The 21,763-nt window shown below is 59.0% G+C and carries 19 protein-coding genes, 1 tRNA gene and 1 pseudogene; 8 read left to right on the forward strand and 13 right to left on the reverse strand.

Going from position 1 to position 21,763, the window contains the following annotated elements:
* Positions 1-57: 57 nt before the first annotated feature.
* From H6G62_RS02635 to H6G62_RS02645, 3 genes and pseudogenes are all read right to left on the reverse strand, one after another.
* Positions 58-282, reverse strand: coding sequence for an IS1 family transposase (locus H6G62_RS02635; RefSeq protein ID WP_190492567.1), 225 nt, complete (start codon positions 280-282; stop codon positions 58-60).
* Between the two features lie 71 nt (positions 283-353).
* Positions 354-1,103, reverse strand: a pseudogene (locus tag H6G62_RS02640) (transposase); the annotation flags it as partial.
* A complete protein-coding gene (locus H6G62_RS02645; protein ID WP_190492568.1) occupies positions 1,103-1,384 on the reverse strand; it encodes a hypothetical protein in 282 nt (93 codons plus the stop codon). The pseudogene H6G62_RS02640 and the gene H6G62_RS02645, both read right to left, overlap by 1 nt.
* On the opposite strand from H6G62_RS02645, the gene H6G62_RS02650 reads away from it, so the two are divergent.
* Entirely contained in the window at positions 1,383-1,829 is a 447-nt protein-coding gene (locus H6G62_RS02650; protein ID WP_190492569.1) for an SRPBCC family protein, read from the forward strand. The two genes, H6G62_RS02645 and H6G62_RS02650, sit on opposite strands and share 2 nt — an antisense overlap.
* A gap of 83 nt (positions 1,830-1,912) precedes the next feature.
* Here H6G62_RS02650 and H6G62_RS02655 read toward each other — a convergent pair whose 3' ends face one another.
* From H6G62_RS02655 to H6G62_RS02670, 4 genes are all read right to left on the reverse strand, one after another.
* Entirely contained in the window at positions 1,913-4,453 is a 2,541-nt protein-coding gene (locus H6G62_RS02655; RefSeq protein ID WP_190492570.1) for an adenylate/guanylate cyclase domain-containing protein, read from the reverse strand.
* 249 nt (positions 4,454-4,702) lie between these two features.
* A complete protein-coding gene (locus H6G62_RS02660) occupies positions 4,703-6,076 on the reverse strand; it encodes an FAD-dependent oxidoreductase (protein WP_190492571.1) in 1,374 nt (457 codons plus the stop codon).
* A 17-nt stretch (positions 6,077-6,093) separates the two neighbouring features.
* A complete protein-coding gene (miaB, locus tag H6G62_RS02665) occupies positions 6,094-7,479 on the reverse strand; it encodes a tRNA (N6-isopentenyl adenosine(37)-C2)-methylthiotransferase MiaB (RefSeq protein WP_190492572.1) in 1,386 nt (461 codons plus the stop codon).
* A 294-nt stretch (positions 7,480-7,773) separates the two neighbouring features.
* Positions 7,774-8,238 (reverse strand): carboxypeptidase regulatory-like domain-containing protein, encoded by a 465-nt coding sequence (locus H6G62_RS02670; protein WP_190492573.1) that lies wholly within the window; start codon positions 8,236-8,238, stop codon positions 7,774-7,776.
* A gap of 255 nt (positions 8,239-8,493) precedes the next feature.
* On the opposite strand from H6G62_RS02670, the gene H6G62_RS02675 reads away from it, so the two are divergent.
* Positions 8,494-9,702: a bifunctional oligoribonuclease/PAP phosphatase NrnA gene (locus H6G62_RS02675; protein ID WP_190492574.1), complete on the forward strand. Its 1,209-nt coding sequence runs from the start codon at positions 8,494-8,496 to the stop codon at positions 9,700-9,702.
* Between the two features lie 79 nt (positions 9,703-9,781).
* Here the strand turns inward: H6G62_RS02675 and H6G62_RS02680 are convergent.
* From H6G62_RS02680 to H6G62_RS02690, 3 genes are all read right to left on the reverse strand, one after another.
* Positions 9,782-9,854, reverse strand: a tRNA-Arg gene (locus tag H6G62_RS02680).
* Positions 9,855-9,922: 68 nt separating this feature from the next.
* Positions 9,923-11,260, reverse strand: coding sequence for a dihydroorotase (locus H6G62_RS02685; RefSeq protein WP_347239273.1), 1,338 nt, complete (start codon positions 11,258-11,260; stop codon positions 9,923-9,925).
* A 2-nt stretch (positions 11,261-11,262) separates the two neighbouring features.
* Positions 11,263-12,624 (reverse strand): histidine phosphatase family protein, encoded by a 1,362-nt coding sequence (locus H6G62_RS02690; RefSeq protein WP_190492641.1) that lies wholly within the window; start codon positions 12,622-12,624, stop codon positions 11,263-11,265.
* Positions 12,625-13,081: 457 nt separating this feature from the next.
* On the opposite strand from H6G62_RS02690, the gene gap reads away from it, so the two are divergent.
* The 3 genes from gap to H6G62_RS02705 all read left to right on the forward strand — a co-directional run bounded on the left by gap (position 13,082) and on the right by H6G62_RS02705 (position 16,432).
* Entirely contained in the window at positions 13,082-14,107 is a 1,026-nt protein-coding gene (gene gap / locus H6G62_RS02695) for a type I glyceraldehyde-3-phosphate dehydrogenase (RefSeq protein ID WP_190492575.1), read from the forward strand.
* A 263-nt stretch (positions 14,108-14,370) separates the two neighbouring features.
* Positions 14,371-14,943, forward strand: coding sequence for a hypothetical protein (locus H6G62_RS02700; protein WP_190492576.1), 573 nt, complete (start codon positions 14,371-14,373; stop codon positions 14,941-14,943).
* Positions 14,944-15,034: 91 nt separating this feature from the next.
* On the forward strand, positions 15,035-16,432 hold the full coding sequence (locus H6G62_RS02705) for an IctB family putative bicarbonate transporter (RefSeq protein ID WP_190492577.1): 1,398 nt from the start codon (positions 15,035-15,037) through the stop codon (positions 16,430-16,432).
* Positions 16,433-16,491: 59 nt separating this feature from the next.
* Here the strand turns inward: H6G62_RS02705 and H6G62_RS02710 are convergent, their stop codons facing one another.
* Complete coding sequence (locus H6G62_RS02710) at positions 16,492-17,067, reverse strand: DUF1802 family protein (protein WP_190492578.1); 576 nt, start codon at positions 17,065-17,067, stop codon at positions 16,492-16,494.
* Positions 17,068-17,292: 225 nt separating this feature from the next.
* On the opposite strand from H6G62_RS02710, the gene larB reads away from it, so the two are divergent.
* From larB to nth, 3 genes are all read left to right on the forward strand, one after another.
* On the forward strand, positions 17,293-18,072 hold the full coding sequence (gene larB / locus H6G62_RS02715; protein WP_190492579.1) for a nickel pincer cofactor biosynthesis protein LarB: 780 nt from the start codon (positions 17,293-17,295) through the stop codon (positions 18,070-18,072).
* A 109-nt stretch (positions 18,073-18,181) separates the two neighbouring features.
* The gene (gene rseP, locus H6G62_RS02720) at positions 18,182-19,273 is read left to right on the forward strand and encodes an RIP metalloprotease RseP (protein ID WP_190492580.1); all 1,092 of its coding nucleotides are present in this window, start codon (positions 18,182-18,184) and stop codon (positions 19,271-19,273) included.
* 3 nt (positions 19,274-19,276) lie between these two features.
* On the forward strand, positions 19,277-19,933 hold the full coding sequence (nth, locus tag H6G62_RS02725; RefSeq protein ID WP_190492581.1) for an endonuclease III: 657 nt from the start codon (positions 19,277-19,279) through the stop codon (positions 19,931-19,933).
* Between the two features lie 54 nt (positions 19,934-19,987).
* Here the strand turns inward: nth and H6G62_RS02730 are convergent, their stop codons facing one another.
* The gene (locus H6G62_RS02730; RefSeq protein ID WP_190492582.1) at positions 19,988-20,587 is read right to left on the reverse strand and encodes a TIGR04376 family protein; all 600 of its coding nucleotides are present in this window, start codon (positions 20,585-20,587) and stop codon (positions 19,988-19,990) included.
* 52 nt (positions 20,588-20,639) lie between these two features.
* Entirely contained in the window at positions 20,640-21,713 is a 1,074-nt protein-coding gene (locus H6G62_RS02735; RefSeq protein WP_190492583.1) for a hypothetical protein, read from the reverse strand.
* Positions 21,714-21,763 lie beyond the last annotated feature (50 nt).

Raw genomic sequence — 21,763 nt, forward strand, 5'->3', positions numbered from 1 at the left:
CTCACCCTGACGCGCTAACCGCGCTTCCCAACGCAGAATCGTGGCATGGGACTTGTGCTACACTCGCCCCGTCGCCCGAACCCCCATCCCTTCGCTACGGCTATTGAGGGCGTATTCAACCACTGTAGACGGCGTCCTCAGGCGAGCCATCGGGGTTCCGGTGCGTTCGTTAAAGGTGTGAGCGCAACGGCGGCAGCGGTAGTACTGCACGATCTGGTTATCGTGCAGACGACGGGTTCCATTCTTGACGACGGTTTCGCTCTGGCAGTGAGGGCAACGCATAGGCCAATGACGCTCTACTCCTACATTCTAGCTGTCATCCTTTAAATGACCAGTGCCTCCTGCTCTTTTAACAGATAGGCGAGTCGGATGCGGCGTTTGAGACTGACCGACCAGACGACCGCCGTGTAGAGAGACACCCCCTCCTCTAGGGTCTCAACCAACGTAAAACGACTGGGAACAGCCAGATTCACCTTGCCGTCATAGCGACGACGGTTGCCCCGCCGCTTCTGGGGGCCATCGTAGAGAAACTTGAGGTTGGCATCACGGCGCAACCGCCCAATGGAGTGGAATCCCAACTGCACTACTCCCGTCACCCACTTGTACTTGCGGTAGAAGCCATCCGCCACCCCATAGCGAATCACCGCTAGGAAGAAGGCGGTGCAATAGGCCAAATGCCCCAGATAAAAGTCGCCCTGGCTCTTGGACGTCGTTGTCTCGTCAGCCGTGGCGGGTTCCTGTGCTCCTAGGCCCGCTTCGGTTTGTTGCGCCGATAGGGCATAACCGGTCTTCTGGGCCAGATCGACCACCGCGACGACCGACCATTCCAAACCCCGTTCTGCCCACTGAGTTTTGCCGTTGTAGAACCCGTCCAGGCCGTAGGTGTGGCGACCACTTTTCTCAGTGAACGTGAAATCCACCACCGCAATCTGGGTGCTGTCGTCCGCAGTAACCTGCTCAATCAAGGCTTGGTTCAAGCCTTCTAGGCCCAGGCCAGACTCAAAATGTCGACGGTACGTTCGCTCACTGCGGTCGCTGTATCGACTCAGGTTCGTGTAGTTGACCTTCCCACAGACCACGAAAATCGTGGTCATCAGCGTCATCAAAAACTGCTGCTGCGGTTTGCTAAATGGCCTGCTGTCGTCAGCAGACCCGCTAGAATCGTCTTGAGGCTATCCATCGGTGCACCGTGTTTTACGTACACTCGCACTTTATGCGGTGGATAGCTTTTCTCCAACCCCTCCCCCAAAAACTGTCCGGAGTGTTGTCTAGAACAGGATTTGAAATATGACTTAACCTGCCTCAACGCAGTCCCGAAGCCGTAGATTTCATCCCGAAGGTCTGACAAGTTTGTTAAACTTTCTGTCGCTTTTTTCTTACCCATGGCCAGCCCCACCGTTTTCCAGCAATCGATTACCATCCAAGCCGACCCGACCAAGGTAGATCGCTGTTTTACCGATCTAGACTGGATGCATCGCTGGCTCAATCCCGCCCTGCGCTGCGAACCGATTGATCCCTGGGACACCCAACCGGGAAGCCGCTGTCGGTTTATCCTGCAAATTCCCCTCTGGCAGCCCAGGCTGCACTGCACCGTGGCAACCCGTGAGCCAGGGCTAATTGTGTGGGCCTTCGAGGGCTTTTTCCAAGGCCAAGATCGCTGGCAATACGACCGCACCCCCCAGGGCACCGTTCTGCTGAACCGCTTTGAATTTGAGATTCCCAACCCCGTTGTGGCCTGGGGGTTCCATCGCGTTGCCGCCCCCTGGACGCGGCGCGATATGCAGGCTCAGTTGCAGCGACTTAAGGCGTTGGCCGAGGCCCAGGGTTAACCCAGTCACCCCCAGGGGTTCCCTCGGTTGAGAAGGCCGGGAAAAGGACTTGGCCCAGGCAGAAGGGCGAGGAAACCTCGCCCCTACTTGGTGGTCATGATGTGGACACCGTCCCAGTCTTGGGGTGGGGGGTCGGCCAGATAATGCTGGGCACGGTTGATGTGGACGGCAACGGCCTTATCGTTGGGGCGCATCGCCTTAGCCCTTTCAAACAGCGCCAGGGCGGCTGGAAAGTCCATGGTGATATAGGCGTCGCGGGCCTGGGCGTAAAGGGATAGGAAATCTTCAGCAACCGATTCGAGGGATTGCTGGCGATCTCCAATCAATTCATAGAGTTTGACAGGCTGAAGTTTGCCTTTCACGCGGATGCGGTCTAGTTCGCGCACCCAAATTTTGTCGTGGCAGAGGGAGTGGGTATATTCGCTGATGACGATATCGCAGCCGTATTCCTTGGTGACGCCCTCCAGGCGGGAGCTGAGGTTGACCCCATCGCCGATGACGGTGTATTCCATTTTGCGCTGGGAGCCAATGTTGCCGGAGACCACCTCACCGGAGCTAATGCCAATACCGATGCGGATTTCGGGCTGTTTTAGATGTCGCCGCGCGTAGTTGAAGGCGGCGAGGCGACGGCGCATATCCAGGGCGCTTTGCACCGCCGACCAGGCGTGGTTGCTGAGGGGCAGGGGCGCACCAAAGACAGCCATGAGGGCATCGCCAATGAATTTATCGAGGGTGCCCTCAAAGTTAAACACAGCCTCCACCATGGTTTCAAAGTAGGCGTTGAGCATTTCCACCACTTTGTCGGCTTCCAGGTTCTCGGTCAGGGTGGTGTAGCCGCGAATGTCGGAGAACAAGACCGTTACGTCCTTGCGTTCGCCCTTCATCAGCACATCGTCCCCTAGGGCCATGACTCGTTCTGCCACACCGGGGGTCATGTAGCGGTAGAGGGTGCTCTTCATCCGCTTTTCTTGGCTGATGTCCTCCAGCACCAGCAGCCCGCCCAGCACCTTCCCTTCGGGATTGGTCAGGGGGTTCACGGTCAGGTTGACGCTGCGCTCTAGGGACTTCACCTGGTCGGCGGTGAGGAGCGGTGCATTGGGATCGCCCCAAGTGCGGTAGTGGTCGGCCTGGGCGGGATCGGGCAGGGCCAGATGAAGCGGGCCTTCTCCGACCTGGTCATCCCCGACTTGCAGAGTCACTCGCAGGGTTTGTTCTGGCACGTAATGTCTGGCCCCATGGCCTAGGCTATCTTCCACCCGAAAGCGCATACTTTCGATGGGCATCACCTCCCACACCGGACGGTTAAGCAGCCTTGCCTGCCACTGGTCTCGCCGTTCCCGCAGGTGGTCGCCCTCGTTGGGGCAGCCGAGTAACGCCACAGCCGCGTCATTGATGGTGACAATACGACCCTCCAAATCCGTGGAAATGACCGCATCGGACAAGCTTTGGAGGATGTCCTTTTGATACTGTTTTTCCACCAAGACGCTTTCAAACAACTTGGCATTTTCTAGGGCAATCCCCGCCTGAATGTTGAAGGCCCGCATAAAGGCTTCGTCGGAGCTATTAAAGGTACCCTGTACTTTGTTGATCAACTGGGTGACGGCAATCAGTTTGCCCTCCGAGTTGAACACGGGCATACAAAGAATGTTGCGGGTGACGTAGCCCGTGCGCTTATCCGGCTCAGGGTTAAAGCGGGGATCTTGGTAGGCATCGGGAATGTTTAGCGTCTCGCCCGTGCTGGCTACATAGCCCACAATGCCGCTACCGATAGGGTTGTGTAGATCCAACATTTTCTCGCTGTCCCCCATCTTCACCCGCGACCACAGTTCTCCCTTTTCCTCGTCCATAATCCATAGGGTACTGCGGTCGGCCTGCATCAATTGACGGGCTTCCTCCATCACCGATTGCAGGGTTTTTTCTAAATCTAAGCTTTGTTCTAGGGAGGAAATTGCCTTCAATAGAGCTGCGACTCCCTTTTGGTTACGGGCGGCAACGTAGAAGGAATTACAGCTTTCTAGAATTACCCCCAGGGATTCGGCGAACTCCTTAAAGTGGCGTTCGTCCTCTTCATTAAAGGGGGTTTCATTCAGCTTATTCAGCAGTTGAACCACCGCCACAATGTTGTTAGACTTCTTGCTTAAAACGGGCATACACAGGATGCTGCGGGTGCGGTAGCCCGTTTTTTTATCGTAGGAACGATCAAAGCGGTCGTCGTCGTAGGCGTCTGGAATATTTAGGGGCGTGACATGGGTGGCCACATAGCCGGAAATACCCTTGCTCATGGGCACCCGAATTTCCAGGGATCGCTCCCCATCGCCCTGGGCAATTTTTGACCAGAGTTCCTGTTTCTCCTGATCCACCATAAAAATGGTGGTGCGTTCGGCCTGCAAGATTTGGCCAATTTTGAGGGTAAATGCTTCAAGAATTTGCTCCAACATGATCTCCAACGATTCGTTGTTGATCATGTCGATGGCGCGGAGAAAATGCTCGAATTCGTCGGTAATTCGGTCGAGCAGGTCAATAAACTGGGGCGTGGGCAGATCACGCACCCGATGGGTGAGAGAACTGTTTTGGTTGACCATCGAGAGCGTGGCCAGCATACCGCGATTAGACTGAGTGACCATAGAACACCCGATTTAGCGTGATTTCAAACTGACCCGACTAGAACCGACTCAGACCTTGAGTACCTACTACTCTAACCGTATCTATTCCGAATCATACGGTAAGTTCTCCCTGAACCTGGGGGATAGCCTCGCCATTTCCTAGGGGTCGCTTCCCATGGGGCAGTCTGGGCAAGGCGAAGACGGGCTCACCGACTGGACTGGGGGCGAGAAGGCATTTTCATCAACTCTCATCATGGTTTTGGGGTAGGGTTATGCCGATAGAATCTCCTCGGCGGCGCGGAGGCCCGAGAGATAGGCTCCGTGGGTGGTGCCGAAATAGTCGGGTTCGGTTGCTTCTCCGGCAAAAAAGAGCTGATTGCCCAAGGGAGCCGCCAGAATTTCGCGATCCTGGGGAGTCGAACCCAGAGCATTATAGGAATACGAACCGAGGGCAAAGGGATCCGAGGCCCAGCGGGTCATCTGAGCATCCATGGGATCCGGGATGTCCACCCCAAAGATGGTCTTCAGCGTCTCCATGGCGCTGGCTACAATCGCTTGATCTGACCAGGCTTCAATCTGTCGGCCCTGGTCAGCGGCATTGAACCCCAGCAGAATCGGTTGGTTGGCCACGCGCTGAAAACTTACCCACTCCGCCCATTCGCCATGGTTGGCCGAGATGTACTCCAGCCAGTCTACGTCCGTAGGCCAAAACGCCGCTTCAAAGCGCAGATAGCACTTGTTCAATACGCCCATGCCCAATCGCGCAATCGCCTGTTGTTTGTCGCTGGGCAAAGCCGGGGTAAACCGCACCCGTTGCGACTGCAAAACCCCCAAGGGCAGTGTCACCACCACATGATCTGCCAAAAATTCGGTTTGCTGGGTGATCACCCGCAGGGGCGACTGATTCCAGCGAATCTCCCTCACCACCTGGCCTAGTTCGATGGACAGCCCCTCCGCCAAGGACTCGGTAATGACGCCAAAGCCTTGCTCAAACAGGGCGTCATCGCCATCAAAGCCCTCGTCGCTGTCATACCAGTGGGCCGAAAGCTGAGCCACACTGCCCGCATACTCCTGCTCCAGTTCGCTATTCAAAACAAAGTTGATCCACTGACGGGCCTGGGAGGACGGATCCAATGTCTGCCGTACTGACTCCGTGGCCTGGAAAATCGAGGTGTCTACTTCCCCATCCTGGGCGATGGCGATGGCCTCAAACAGGGCTTCCCGAAGCTGATCTAGGTCTTCCTCATCCTCCCCAGAGAAGGGGGAACCATCGGTGTTGTAGGTGATGGCCTGGTCATAGTCCGTCACCCACCGCCGAGCCTGAATAGCATCCGCCAACTCGGTGATCGGGTTGCCCTCGGTGCCGTGGATCCAGGTGGCCCCCAAATCTAGGGGAGCATCGGGCCATTGGTGGCTCGTCCAAACCCGCCCACCGATGCGATCCCGTGCTTCAACGACAACGACCTCATGCCCTAGCCGTTGTAACTCCTGAGCCGCTGCCAGACCCGCCAGACCCGCCCCAACCACGATCACACGCTTCGGGTTGGAGACAGTCCCAGTCCTGAGCCCGGAAGACCCACAGGCACTCGCCCAATACCCCAAGCCAAAGGCTCCGACTCGGTTTAGAAAATTGCGCCTTTTCACCCGCTAACCTTTAGTTCTTAGGCCGTAACAACGGATCGGCTAAGCTCCGAGGTAGGCGATACCTTCAGCACTTCCCCTGTCAGGCTAAAGGGGCGAGCTTCGGTAATGCGAACCTGCACAAATTGGCCCTTCATCGTTTGCAAATTGCCGGGGAAGAAGGTGAGGCGGTTGCCCCGGGTGCGGCCCATCACCTGGGCGGGATTTTTGGGGTTGGTGGCTTCCACGAGCACCTCTTCGATGCGGCCTTGGTAGCGCAGGGAGCGTTCGGCGGCTTTTTGGGCGACCAGGTGATTCAGCCGTTGCAGACGGTCGGCCTTAACGTCTTCGGACAACTGGTTGGCCCACAGGGCGGCGGGGGTGCCCGGTCGGGGGGAATAGGCGGCGGTGTTCAACTGGTCGAAGGCGATGTCGTTGACCAGATCCAGGGTGTGCTGAAACTGTTCCTCAGTTTCGCCGGGAAAGCCCACAATGGCATCGGCACTGATGGCGGCATCGGGCATGTAGCGGCGCACGGTGTCGATGATGCGGCGATATTTTTCGTGGGTGTAGCCCCGCGCCATGGCTTTGAGGACATCGTTGTCGCCGGACTGGAAGGGGATGTGGAAATGTTCACAGACCTTGGGCCGTTCGGCACAGGCGCGAATCAGCCGCTCGGTGAAGTAGCGGGGGTGGCTGGTGGCAAAGCGGATGCGCTCGATGCCGGGGACATCGTGGACGAAGTACAGTAGGTCGGTGAAGGTGTTCTGGTGGCGACCATCGGCGGTGGAACCGGGCAGATCCCGTCCGTAGGCGTCGATGTTTTGGCCCAGCAGCGTCACTTCCTTAAAGCCCTGGCGACCCAGTTCTTCCATCTCCGCCCGGATCGCTTCCGGTGTACGGGATTGCTCGATGCCGCGCACTCCCGGCACCACACAGTAGGTACAGCGCTCGTTGCAGCCGTAGATCACGTTCACCCAGGCCGTTACTTCGCTGTCGCGGCGGGGTTTGGTGATGTCCTCCATAATGTCGATGGCCTCGGTGGCGACCACCTGACTGCCGTCCATCACCTGTTCCAGCAAATCTTGCAGACGGTTGGCGTGCTGCGGCCCCATAATTAAATCCAGTTCCGGCACCCGCCGCAAAAGGGATTCCCCCTCCTGCTGAGCCACACAACCCGCCACAATTAGGGTTAAATCGGGTTTTTCCTGCTTGCGCTTGGCCTGCCGCCCCAGATAGGAATAGACCTTTTGCTCGGCGTTGTCGCGGATGGTGCAGGTGTTGTACAGCACCACATCCGCCTGGTAGGGGTCGTCCGTCCACACCATACCCATGTCATCCAGAATGCCCGCCATGCGCTCCGAGTCGGCCTTGTTCATCTGGCAGCCGAAGGTGGTGATGTGGTATTGACGGGTGGAACTCGACATGGGTCTTGGCACTGGGTAGGGGAACGGGATAAAAGGCTGGGAGCGCAATCGGATGCAGCTTTTTATCTTAGCGTGTTGCGCTAATCCCAGGGGATGCCCCACGGCGATGCAGAATCGACCATGCAGATCTTGCTCCCCAATTCTCAGCGGGTAAACTCACTGGCCAATTGGGGAGGTTTAATGGGTGCGCTTCAGCGGATTACCCCGCCGCTGTTAGAGTTCAGGGACGAGGGATCGCTTTTCACACGATTGCGTTTGCCCCGCCGATCTGCTGAGCTCGGGATGATTGGGCTGCTAACGGCGTTGTTTCCACCAGGCCCAGCCCAGGCCGCTGACGAGGGCCATTAGCCACGGCACCAGGGTGGCCGCAGCGGTGACGTAGTGACGATCCAAGCTGTCGTCTAGGCTAATGCCGTCGTAGATGATGCCCGTATCGCCCACGGGCACTGTCCAGTAGTCGGCATGGCTCACGTCCTCAGACTCAATGGCAATTTCCCAGTCGCCAGGAATGGATTCATCGGGCAGGAAAGCAAAGCGGCCATTGGCGTCCGTGGTGAGGGTGCGCCAGGGGCGGTCAGGCTGGTTGGGGGCATAGATGGTGACCGTGGCCCCAGCGAAGGGTTCGCCCTCGCCCAAAACCGACTGAAACTCGATCTGGCTCCCCAGGGTATAGAAGGTTTCGACTTGGTGCGCCCAGGCCGCACCGGGCAACCCTATCAAGGCCAAACAGGTTACTAGGGCAACAAGTAAGGATTTCATGACAGCGTGATCATGGCAGGACAGAGCCCATTGTAGCGAGTGGTTTCCCGATTCCCCCAGTTTGTTTGGAGCGGTTTGGGACGGGAAGCAAAGAAATACCGCCATCGCCCCGGCTTGGCCCTAAGAATGTTGTCATAATGATCCTAGGATCATCAATGCCATGGAAACCCTAGACCCCCATGCCATAGCCCCCGCCTGCGTTCTGCCCATACCCAAATTCTCCCCTTATCCTCCCCCCTTGTTTCGGCAAGTCCTATGGCAACCATGACCCTAGATTCCAGCCCCAACCAAGTAACGTCCCTGGAGTTGTCCAATGGTTCGGAAGCGGCGACGGGGGCGGGCGTGGATGAGTCGTCGGACTGTCCGGTGTCGGCGGTACGCACCTTACTAGAAGCCCACCGGGGCGAACGGCAGATCATCCTCCTGCAAGACTTCCCAGACCCCGATGCCCTGTCTTCGGCCTGGGCCTACAAGCTAATTGCTGCTACCTACACCATTGAGTGCGATATTTTCTATGGCGGCACCCTCAGCCATCAAGAAAATATTGCCCTCGTCAAGCTCACGGGGTTGCCCGCCCGTCGCTGGATTTTGGCCAACAACGATGGCCCCAACCTCGATCACTATCAAGGGGTCGTGTTAGTCGATAACCAAGGCACCACCAGCCAGCTCTATCACCCCGTTCGCAAGGCCGGAGTGCCCCTAGTGCTGGTGATTGACCACCACGCCCCCCAAGATAACCTAGACGCCGAGTGCATCGACCTGCGGCCCCACATTCGCGCTACGGCCACGATGCTCACCCAATACTTGCAGCAAGGGCTCCTGCGCCTAGATCGCAGCAACACCAAACACACCAAATGTGCCACCGCCCTCATGCATGGCCTCCGGGCCGACACGAACCAACTGATGAACGCCGCCGCCGATGATTTTTTGGCCGCCGCCTACCTCAGCCAGTTCTACGATGGCCAACTGCTCAATGCCATCCTACAGGCCTCTCGTTCCAAGCGGGTGATGGACGTTATTGAGCGATCCCTGCGCAACCGTAAGGTACAAAACAATGTCTCCATTGCCGGGGTAGGCTACCTGCGCTACGAAGACCGCGATGCCATTCCCCAAGCCGCCGACTTCCTCGTCACCGAAGAAAACATCCACACCGCCGTCGTCTATGGCATCGTCCACGACGAAGACGAAGAACGCGAGGTCGTGATCGGATCCCTCCGCACCAGCAAAATTACCCTAGACCCCGATGAATTTATTAAAGAAGCCTTTGGCCAAGACGGCGCAGGCCGCTTCTTTGGCGGGGGCCGATCCAGGGCGGGTGGCTTTGAAATTCCCGTCGGGTTTCTCTCCGGCTTCTACGAAAATTCCGAATACAACCGCCTCAAGTGGGAGGTCTTTGATATGCAAATCAAACAAAAACTCTGGCGCTTAGTCAACCCCGAAGAGGGCATTATCACAACAGACTAGCTTTCCCCTAACCCCTTCTCGTTAGGTAGATATCCCCAAACCTACAAGCAGATTTAGCCCCTTGTAACGGCATTATTAACGAGCATGGCAGGATTCGAACCTGCGACACCTAGAACCGGAATCTAGTGCTCTATCCACTGAGCTACATGCCCTTAGGCTGAACTATCTTAGCATCTCTGGTTTGGTCGTGGCACAATTGCACCGAAAATCCTCCTAGGGGCTAAACCCAGGTACGCAGCACCTGCCCTTTGAGGGTTTGCCCCAGCCAGGGGGTGTTGTGGGAAAGGGATTCTAGGCTTTGGGGCGTCACTGTCCAGGATTGGGCAGGGTCGAACAGCAGCATTTCGGCGGGCTGCTGGGGGTGCAGGGTGGGGGGCGTTTGGCCCCAAATACGGGCGGGGTTGGTGCTGAGGGCTTGCACCAGGGTGAGGGGTTCCCACAGTCCCGTCGCAACAAAGGCATCCCACAACACGCTCCAGGCTAGGTCTAGGCCGATGGCCCCCGGTGGTGCCGCCGGAAAGCCCACGGTTTTGTCTTCGTAGGTGTGGGGTCGGTGGTCGATGGCAATGGCATCGATGGTGCCGTTTTTCACCCCGGTCATCAGGGCGACCTGATCCTCCGGGTTGCCCAGGGGTGGCGCGAGGCGCAGGTTGGGGTCGTAGCTATCCAGGTTGCGGCTGTTAACGATGAGGTGCATCCAAGAGACGCTGGCGGTGATGGGCAGTCCTTCAGCCTTGGCCCGCCGCACCAATTCGACCCCCCGTGCGGTGGACAGGCGCATGATATGGACGGGGGTGCCCACGGCAGCAACGATTTCCAGCAGGGCGGCGAGGGCAGCGGTTTCCGAGAGAGCGGGGTCGTCCACAAAGCCGTAGATCAGCGCGGAGGGGCCGGATCGGGCCACGCCGTTGCCACGCAGGGTAGTATCGCAGGGCCACAGGGCCACGGGATGGTTGAGGGGTTTGAGGTATTCCAGCAACCGCTGGGTCAAAAGCGGATTTTGCAGGGGACGGCCATCGGCAAAACCCACGATGGGGGATTGGGCCAGTTCCGCTAGTTCCGCCATTTGCTGGCCCTGGGCCGCTTGGGTGAGGGCACCCCAAGGATACAGGTGGGGCAGGTTCGGCTCAGCGGCGGCGAGGGCTTGGCGTTGGCTCAGCAACTTCTCCACCATGGCCGGATTGTCCACAGCGGGCTCCGTGGTGGGGAGAATGCCCACACGGGTAAAGCCCCCTGCCCGTCCGGCCCGCAGCAGAGAGGCCAGGGTTTCGCGGTCTTCGTGGCCTGGTTCTCCAGAGTGGCTGTAGAGATCCACCAGGCCCGGAATCAGCACCTTACTCTGGCCCGAAATCACCTCGGCCTCGGCGGGCCAGTCGGTGATGGGGTTGGCGATGGCCTGGATCTGCCCCCCCTGCACCAGCACGTCGTTGACTTGATCCATTGGGGTGACGGCATCCAACACCCGCACCTGTTGGATTAGCTGGATTGGGACTGGGGGTGGCTGGTCTAGGGGAGTTGGCCTCCCGGACATCGGCTGCTGATCTGCCTCGGTGGTCACGGTTACAAGGCCCCCGCTGCCGTTTTATCTAGCACGCTACCCGACAGGTGAATGGTGATGTTGGCGGCGTTGATCACCGGGGGGCTGTCGATGCCGTTGGGGTAGTCGATCACACTCACCGCACCGTTGCCCTGCTTAAACCGCCAGAAAGACTCTGGGCCAAGGCCGACCAGGTGACAGAGTAGGGCTTTGTTAACCGCATCGTGGGCCACCACCAGGACGGTCTGCACCTCGTCGCCGCCGCTGTGGGCCGCCACAATTTGCTTCCAGGCCAAAATCGCCCGATGCCACACCTGCTGGAGGTTTTCACCCCCTGGCATTTGCACGGTTTCGGGGGCAGTTTGCCACTGGTGCAACATGCCGGGGTAGTTTTTCTCGATGTCGGCTTCGTACAGCCCTTCCCATTCGCCGTGGCTAATTTCTTGCAGGTCGGTGACGCTGTGCAGTGCCAAGCCGGGGTGATGTTGCAGGATGATCTCGGCGGTTTCCTTGGGGCGGGCCATGAAACTGGTGTAGGCGGCGTCGATTTGGACAGACTTGAGGAATTCCGCTGCCTTTTGGGCCTGGGCGCGGCCATTGTCGTTAAGGGGCACATCAATTTGGCCCTGAAACTGCCCCTGCCGATTCCACTCGGTTTCGCCGTGGCGCACCAGCAGCATCCTTGGCCCCCGGTAGCCCTTGCGCATCTCCGGCAAAGGACTGCCCATGTGGCTGGTCAGGTTCATGGCCTCCACCTGCACCGGGCCGTTCCAGCCGCCCTCAAAGTTGAGCACACTGATGTTGCAGTTGGCTTGGCTGAGCTGGTTGAAGTGGTCTGGCCCTAGGCCGATGGCGGTGCTCACCAAGGCGCGATTGATGGCGCTGTGGGCGACAACCAGGATAGTCTGTCCTTCGTGATGGGCCAGCAGGGTTTGCCAAAACCGAGCCGCCTGCTGGTAGAGACTGCGTACTGGATAGAAGTCCTCGGTGCCGCCCTCTGCCGTGGGAATGGCCATGACAAAATTAGCCGGATCATTGCGCCACTGAGAAAAGGTTTCCGGAAACTGGGCCTCGGCTTCAGTGAAGGGCATCCCCTCCCACAGGGGCAGGCTAATTTCCTTCAGGTCGTCGGTGGTTTGAGGATCCGCCAGGTTGGGCAAGCTCTTTTGCAACTCGGCGGTGATGATTTCAGCGGTTTTTCTGGCCCGCTGGAGAGGGCTAGACCACACCGCGTCGAAGGGAATCTCCCCTAGGGCTTGGCCCACCTGGAGCGCCTGGGCCTCTCCCTTGGGTGTCAGGGCCGATTCGTCGCAGTGACCTTGGATGCGCTTGAGCTGGTTATAGGTGCTTTGCCCGTGACGGACGATAATTACGCGGGTTTTCAGGGGTCTATCCTCTCAAGTTGCTCAACCAAGGTCAGATTTTACCCTGTTGCGTGGGTCAGCGCAGTGTTCTGGCCCCGTGATGACGACGTGTGGGATCGATTCTTGCAGGCAGAGTGCTAAGTCTGAAAGAAAAGCGTAGATCTGCCTCCCTTTGGCGATTTGCCCTTTACATAGTAAGAGACCAGAATGATGTCCTCCCCCTGACGCCAGCGGTACAGGGCAGCATTCAGGGTCACTCAACCCACCGACGACCACTAACCGGATCTACGGATAAACGCCTAGGGGATGGGATGACGATCCTCCTGGGGGCAGACCTTAACCCCAGGTTTATCGTGATCTGGTTTGCTAGGGCGTCGGAGGATAGGCGCACTGTTGGCAGGGGCTATCCGTGAATAGCACCTGGGCATCTCCGTGTTCTATCTCGGTTGAGACCCATCTACGCGAGGAAAAATCCAGCATGGCAACCTTAAAAGTTGGTATTAACGGTTTTGGCCGCATTGGCCGTCTGGTGTTTCGGGGTGGCATCGCCAACCCCAACATCGAATTTGTCGGTATTAACGACCTAGTGCCGCCGGAAAATCTGGCCTACCTACTCAAGTACGACTCCACCCATGGCCGCTTTGACGGCACCGTGGAGGCGGTGGAAGACGGCATCATCGTCAACGGCAAGAAAATCCCCTGTATGGCGATGCGGAACCCGACGGAACTGCCCTGGGGCACCCTCGGCGCAGACTATGTGGTGGAATCCACGGGGCTGTTCACCACCTTCGACACCGCTTCCCAGCACGTTCAGGCCGGGGCCAAGCGGGTAGTGCTCTCAGCTCCCACCAAGGATCCCGACAAGGTTCACACCATGGTCGTCGGCGTCAACCACGAAACCTACGACCCCGCCAAGGACACCATTGTCTCTAACGCCAGTTGCACCACCAACTGTCTGGCTCCGATTACCAAGGTGATTAACGATAACTTCGGCCTCAGCGAAGGGCTGATGACCACCGTTCACTCCGTCACCGCCACCCAACCCACCGTCGATGGCCCCTCCAAGAAGGACTTCCGGGGTGGTCGGGGGGCAGGGCAAAACATCATCCCCTCCTCCACCGGAGCCGCCAAGGCCGTCACCCTGGTGCTGCCGGAACTGAAGGGCAAGCTGACCGGGATGGCCTTCCGGGTGCCCACCCCCAACGTGTCGGTGGTCGATCTCACCTTTAAGACCGAGAAAGCCACCTCCTACGAGGACATCTGCGCTGCCATGAAGGCCGCCGCCGAAGGCCCGATGAAGGGTATTCTGGGCTACACTGAAGACGATGTGGTGTCCTCGGACTTCATCACCGATGGCCACTCCAGCACCTTTGATGCCGGGGCAGGCATTGGCCTCAACAGCAACTTCTTCAAAGTGGTGGCCTGGTACGACAACGAGTGGGGCTACTCCATGCGGGTCATCGACCTGATGACCTACATGGCCCAAAAGGACGGCATCCTCTAGCCCCCCTCAGCCAAGACACGATAGCCACGCCCCCACCGCCTATTGGGGCCACGTAGGGGTCAGGTCTCCTGACCCCCACCCCCACCCCAGAACCCCGCCCACTCTGGTAAATCTAGGTTTTGGCCCGTTGGTCAGCCCAGCCTAGCGGTGGGATCCAGGGCCTTTGTCCGAAATGAACCGAGAACGCGGTGTTGAAGAGCCTAACGGCTAGGGTCATCTCAGCGACGTTGGCCCTTCATTTTCCTAGGATCTTGGATCTCACCATGGCTTCTATCCCTTTGCCCCTGCGCCCCATCCTTGCGGCGAGCCTTGCCCTCTCCCTTGCCGCTTGCACCCAGCCCAGCTCCACCCCGCCGCCAGACGCCTCCACGTCCACCGATACTGCCCTAGCGCTGACCGGGGAAGGTTTATTTTTGGTGGAGCCAGACAGCGGATCGACGACGTTACTGCCCTTTGGCATGGAGATGGAGACCGTGCAAGCGGCGGTGATTCGCCATTTGGGTCGTCCCCTGGAAATCAGCACTAACGCCGAATGCCCCGGCGATCCCTTTGTGAGTGCCCTATGGGCCGAGGGCCTGGTGCTGAATGCCGACGGGGAAGAATTTGTGGGTTGGTCGGTGCGGCCTGAGGTCGGTAGCGATCAGTTCACCACCCTGGCAGGTATCGGTGTGGGATCCAGCCGGGAGGATTTGGAAGCGGCCTATACCGTCACCGTGGTTGAGAGCACCATCGGCACCGAGTTCACCGCTGGCCAACTGGCGGGGCTGCTGTCTGACCCCACCCCCGCCGCCGAAATCACTGATTTCTGGGCCGGAACGGTGTGCATTTTCCGGTAGCCCATCCCCCTAGAACAGATTTCACCAGTCAGTGCTGCCCAAACCTTGGCATGATGGGGAGGATTTTATTTACGACCCTACTGGTTGATCTATGTTGATGTCCTTTTGGCAGCAGTTAACCCTTTCCACCTTTGCCTTCGACCAGTGGCGACAGGTGAGCCTCCTCCATCGCCTCCTGGCCCCGCTGCGGCAGTGGCGGCAGGGAAGTTGGCTGCTGCCCTGGGGCGACTGGATTGGGCTGGCCCTGGTAGCAACCCTCTACATTTTGGCTCCCTACGTTTCGACGACCCTGATTGGGGTGTTGTTGTTGGCCATCGCAGCCTTCTGGGTCTTGCTTACCCTCACCGATGAGGCCGGGGTGGGGATGACCCCCGTCCATGTTACGGTGGCGGTGTTTTGGGGGGTGATGGCGCTGGCCACGGCGCTCTCTCCGGTGCGGGGGGCGGCGGTCAGTGGCCTGATCAAACTCACCTTGAATATTTTGCTCTTTCTGCTCATTGCGCGGGTGAGTCGCCAGCCCAGGGCCAGAACGCTGCTGATCTCCGCCTATCTGTTCACAACGCTGCCCGTGGCGATCTACGGCCTGCGGCAGTACTTTTTTGGGGCCACCGCCCTAGCCACCTGGGTCGATGCCACCTCCGAACTGGCCAATACCACAAGGGTCTACAGCTTTTTGGGCAACCCTAACCTGCTGGCGGGCTACCTGATTCCCGCCGTCATGTTTTCGGTGATGGCGGTCTTGGCTTGGCCGCGCTGGGTGCCGAAGGGGTTAGCCGCCCTCACGGCGGTGATTAACACCCTCTGCCTGGTGCTCACCCTCAGCCGAGGGGGCTGGATTGGTTTCTTGCTGGGGGGCTTCGTGCTGTTGGCCCTCACCGTACAGTACTGGAGCCTCTGGTTTACACCCTTTTGGCGACGCTGGGCCATGCCGCTGCTGCTAGGGGGATCAGCGGCCTTTGTGGTGCTCGCGGTGATTTCCGTGGATGCCCTGCGGGTGCGGGTGTTGAGTATGTTTGTGGGACGGGCCGACAGCAGCAACAACTTCCGCATCAACGTTTGGGCCGCTGTGCTAGAGATGATTCGAGACCGCCCCATCCTCGGCATTGGCCCCGGCAACGACGCCTTCAATGCCGTCTATCCCATCTATCAGCGGCCCCGCTACACCGCCCTCAGTGCCTATTCGGTCTTTTTGGAGGTGCTGGTGGAGGGGGGCATTATCGGTCTTGCCGCCTTTTTGTGGATGCTGATGATGGTCTTTCAGCAGGGCTGGGTACAGCTCCAAAAACTACGGGAAATCCAGTCTATCCAGGGCTATTGGCTGATGGGGGCCATGGCTTCCATCGTCGGTATTTTGGGCCAGGGCATTGCCGATACGGTGATGTATCGCCCCCAAATTAGTACCCTCTGGTGGATGGCCATCGCCCTCGTCGCCAGCTACTACCCAACCCTGCGCCAGGGCAAAGGTCGTGATTTCCAGCTAGATTCCTAAGCTCAATCCCTAACACGACCACCAACGCCCGCTTGGCCTGAACCGACCCGGCGTTTCGGCTACAGCAACGCGGCACCCTCCGGCAAATCTGCCAAAATCCGCGTCACCCGATGCTGATAGTCTGCCTTCGCCAAGGCCGGGGCGCTGTTCTCCACGGCGACGCTTTGCCCCAGTTGCACCCAGGATCGACAGCCCCGATAGCCGCTGTGCCACGGGAGGGAAATGGGGACGTTAAACCGATAGGCCCGCAGCAACAGGCCATAGAGGGGGCGATCCGACTGCCACTGGAGGCGCTCCTGCACAAACTGGCTCGTCCAAATCAGGTCGGGCACCAAAGCTAGGGCGGCTTCTGTGGAGGGCAGGGTGAAGCCGTGGGTGATTTCGGCCCAGCCGGAGAAACGGACGGCTTCGGAATTTTCTGCCATCGGGGCGGGCTGCACCAAGGCTTGAAATTCTGGCTTAATCAGCTCTGGTTTTTGATGCTCGAAGGTGGGCAGCAGCAAGCCCTGGCGGGTCACCACCGAAAATTGCCCCTGTTGTTCTCGAATACCGCCCTTCCGCAGCAGCAGAATGGTCTGGCCCTTGAGCAAGGCCGTCACTGCCGCATCCCATTCCTTCAGCGCCCAAGTCAGCATGGGGGGTGTCCTCGCTCAGGTTGCGCCCATCAATCTCTAGCCCATGGTAAATCAACTCGTCCAATAAAAAAGCGCCAGAGATAGCTCTGACGCTCGGTGTTGAGGAGTGAACGATTAAGTTCTACCTTAGGGGGCGGGTGTGACGGCAGCGTGTTCTTTCTATGTCAACCCCGTGACAATCGCCATCTGGGACAATAGCCAGAAGATGTTTTTTCTTCCACCGCCGTGACCCAGCCCGAAGCCCTACGTGCCCTGCTGTCTGCCGTTGCCCAGGGGCAGATCAGCCCCGATGCCGCCCTAGACCAGTTGAAATACCTTGAGTTTGAGCCCATTGAGGACTTTGCCAAGGTGGATCATCACCGTACCCTGCGCACGGGATTCCCGGAGGTGATTTGGGGGCCAGGGAAAACCGTGGATCAAATCGTGCAAATTATGCGAAGCTTGCAGGCCCGTAACCCCGTCGTGATGGCCACTCGCATTGATTCCGAGGTCTATGGCCAGATTCGGCAGCAATTGCCCGAAGCGCTGTACTACGAGGTGGCCCGCATCTGCGCCCTTGTCCCCCTCAACCTGGCTCCCCATCGACCGGGCACCCTAGGGATTCTCACCGCTGGTACGGCTGATTTGCCCGTGGCCGAAGAAGCGGCCATTACGGCAGAGTTGTCGGGGTTTCGGGTGGTGCGCCTGTGGGATGTGGGGGTGGCAGGGCTGCATCGCCTTTTGCGTCACCAGCACTTGATTCGGGAGATGGATGTGTTGATTGTGGTGGCCGGGATGGAGGGTGCCTTGCCCAGTGTGGTGGCGGGTTTGGCCGATTGCCCCATTGTGGCGGTGCCCACCAGCATTGGCTATGGGGCCAGCTTCCAGGGGCTATCTGCCCTGCTGACCATGCTCAATTCCTGCGCCGTGGGGATTGGTGTGGTCAACATCGATAACGGCTTTGGGGCGGCGATGTTGGCCGGACAAATTCTGCGTACCGCCGCTAAACTCAAGGCTCATCCCTAGGCTTGGCCTCCTTCAGGGGTGCCTAGGCCATGGCTCCAGCCCTATGGAGCGGCTGGGTGGGCGCTAGAATAGGAAAACTGTTGTCTTGTTGTCACGCACCGGGTCGCCTATGTCCGTTTTCGCTGCCATTGCCGTCATTGCCCTCCTGGTTGCCGTTCACGAAGCGGGTCATTTCCTGGCGGCTCGGCTCCAGGGCATCCATGTGAATCGTTTTGCCATTGGCTTTGGCCCCATCCTCTGGAAGTATCAGGGTGCCCAAACCGAATATTCCCTGCGGGCCATTCCCCTAGGGGGCTTTGTGGGCTTCCCCGATGACGACCCCGACAGCGAGATTCCCCCCAACGACCCTGATTTGTTGCGCAATCGGCCCATCCTCGACCGGGCCATTGTGATCAGTGCCGGGGTGATTGCCAACCTGGTGTTTGCCTACCTGGTGTTTGTGGCCCAGTTCACCACCGTGGGCATCCCCGAAACCTTTGACCCCCAACCGGGCATTGTCATCCCTCAGGTGGTCTCCGACAGTTCCCCCGCCGCCCAGGCTGGAATTCGCCCTGGAGACATTGTGATTGCCGCCAATGGTGAACCCCTCGACGGTAGCGAGAGCACCATTCCCACCTTTATCCAGTTGATTAAAGACAGCCCTAACCTACCCGTGGATCTCACGGTGCAGCGAGGCAGTCGAGAACTGGAGGTCACCGTCATCCCCACCCCCGGCCCCGATGGGAATGCGGTGATTGGGGTACAGCTTCAGCCCAATGGCGACTTTGGCTACCGTCGCCCCACTGGCCCGATTGAAGTGTTTACCCTCGCCGCCAAGCAGTTCCAAGAGATGCTGGTGCGCACGGTGAACGGCTTTGTCATGCTGGTGACTAACTTTGGTGAAATGGCTAACCAAGTGGCTGGCCCGGTCAAAATTGTCGAGCAGGGAGCCGGATTGGCGGAATCCAGCTTGGCCATGCTATTCCCCTTCACCGCCATCATCAGCATCAACCTGGCGATTATCAACATCCTGCCCCTGCCCGCCCTGGACGGGGGCCAACTGGCCTTTTTACTGGTAGAAGCCCTGCGCGGTAAGCCCCTGCCCGACCGTCTCCAGGAAAATGTCATGCAGACGGGCCTCGTGTTGCTGCTAGGCTTAGGCGTGTTTTTGATTGTGCGCGATACCACCCAGCTTGAGATTTTCCAAAATCTGCGTCAGTAACCCGTGAGTGCCCCCCGTCGCCCCCCAAAAAAGCAACGCGCCCTAGAAATTCTGCGCCGCCTCAAGGAACTTTACCCCGAAGCGCCCTGCTCCCTCGACTTTGAGACCACCCTGCAACTGATGGTGGCCACCATTTTGTCGGCCCAATGCACCGATGAACGGGTGAACAAGGTGACCCCGGCCCTGTTTGTCGCCTATCCCGATGTCCACGCCTTTGCCGAGGCGGATCTGGCCGACCTGGAAAGCCTGATCAAATCCACCGGGTTCTATCGCAATAAGGCCAAAAACATCCGAGCGGCTTGCCAACGCATCGTCACCGAGTACAACGGTGAGGTGCCTGCCACCATGGAAGACCTACTCACCCTGGCGGGGGTGGCCCGCAAAACCGCTAACGTGGTGCTGGCCCACGGCTTTGGCATCAATGCCGGGGTGACGGTGGATACCCACGTTAAGCGCCTTACCAACCGCCTCGGCCTCACTAAACACAGCGACCCGATCAAAATCGAGCAGGATTTGATGAAACTGCTGCCCCAGCCCGACTGGGAAAACTGGTCAATTCGCCTGGTCTACCACGGACGAGCCGTTTGCATGGCCCGCAACCCCAACTGTGCCGACTGCTCCCTAGCGGATCTATGTCCCTCCGCCCCCAAGCCAGGGTAAATCTCCGAGGGGATCGCGCCTAACCTGCGTGTCCGATGCCTCCAAATCCTTCCCCTAGCGCCCCATCTGTCGCTTGAGGTCTTCGAGTTCCTGCTCCGCTTCCCAGCGCTGAAAGCGATCCTCCACCGGATCCGCGCTGGCTCGGCCTGTCCCCGGCATTGGCGGTTGATACCAGCCCGTTTCCCAATGGCTCGTGTTTTGGGCGGATCGTTCAGCGGCGCGTTGGGCAGCACGTTCAGCCTCAAGCTGGGCCATTTTGGCCTTCAGTTCTCGGCGGCGGTCATGGATTTGCTGCTGAAGGATGCGGGTCTGATCGATTTGGGTGGTCACCCCCTGCATCTGGCCCCAGTATTGGTTGCCCTGCCGCAATAGATTGGCCTCCCGTTCCTCCGCCATGGCCACCAGGTCAGGACGGTTAGCCGCCTTGGCTTTGGTCAATCGCCCATGCCATTTTTGAATCTCTTGGGCCGTTGCCAGAATGTGATCCTTAAGCTGTTGTTCGCGCCGTTTCAGATCGCCTAGAAGACGAATGGCATCCTGCTCTTGGCCCCGAAGCTGGTCTTCCAATCCCATCAGTTCTAGGTGGGGGTTGGCCCGCAAGAACTCATCCAGACGGGTTTCCAGAAACTTGCTGAGGTCTTCAAATAGGCCCACAACGACAACTCCTGCGGCAACGGCTGTTTTTAGGATAGTCGCTCTTCTCGCCCTAAAACTGTTGGCCGATGTAGATGGATCGCACTTCCCCATTACGACGAATCACGGCTTCCTGGTTGGCGACCGCCACCAAGCTCCAGCCTGCATTGCCGATGCGTTCGCCGATGTAGACCCGCTGGGACACGCCGTTAATTTCAAACAAAGCCGCAGATCGATCCCCCAGTTCTAGCACCCCAACTAGCACATGGTTCACCACTGGGGCCGAGGGCTGGGGCGGGGTGGTCGTTCTGGCGGTAGGTGGTGGGGTGATGGGCGGGGCGGCGGGCAGTGCGCCGGGGGTGACCGGGGGAACGGCGGCCACGGGGGGAGTGGAGGGCAGGGTCGGAGGCGTGGCTTGGTAGGGAATATAGACCCGCTCAATCACATTAATGCGGCCTAGGCCGTCTAGGTCGGCCCGCTGGGAGGGAAACCCACCGGGGGGGAGCAGGGCCGGGGTGGGTAGAGCATCCAGGGGCGGGGTAGCGTTGTCTTGGGCCTGGGCGACTTGCGTTTCAATGGCGTCTAAGGATCGCTGGAGGTAGGCCAGGAATTCGGCATCGCTTTGGGCGGCGGTGCCGTCTGGGACTACCTCGCTGGAGGGGGTGGCCTGGGGCCGTTGCCCGATCCACAAGAAGGCCACCACCCCAGCCAGAGAAAGCGCTGTACAGGCTAGCAGCAGCCGATCAAACAGTTTGCCGAGGGCGGTTTTGGCGGGCGGGGCCGGGATGGGCGGTTCTGCAACTGCGACCAAGGGCGCTAGGGTCGTCGTTGGAGCCGTGAGGGCCGCTTCCTGACAGAGTTCTAACCCTTGATCCGCTGGGGGTTGTCTGTCGGCCACCTCGACGGGCTGGGGTGGGTGTTTCAGCTCGTCTTCCACCGCCAAGAGGGCCGATTCGTCTCCATCCAGTAGCCGATCTAGATCGCCAAAGAGGCCCGCCATCAGGGTATCGGCGTAGGTGCTGACCACCTTTGCCGGATCCATCGTGGCAACCTCCGTAGCAACCTCAACGGTATCCCCAACAGCGGGATCTGGGGCGGGCGCTGCGGGGGGCAGGGTGGCGGTCTTGAGGGATGTTTCTGGGCTCATGGGTGTTGTCCTGGGGTGGCGTCCCAACTCAGCGGTTGAGGCCCGGTTAG

This window comes from Phormidium sp. FACHB-1136, from assembly GCF_014697375.1.
Lineage (GTDB): Bacteria > Cyanobacteriota > Cyanobacteriia > Phormidesmidales > Phormidesmidaceae > Nodosilinea.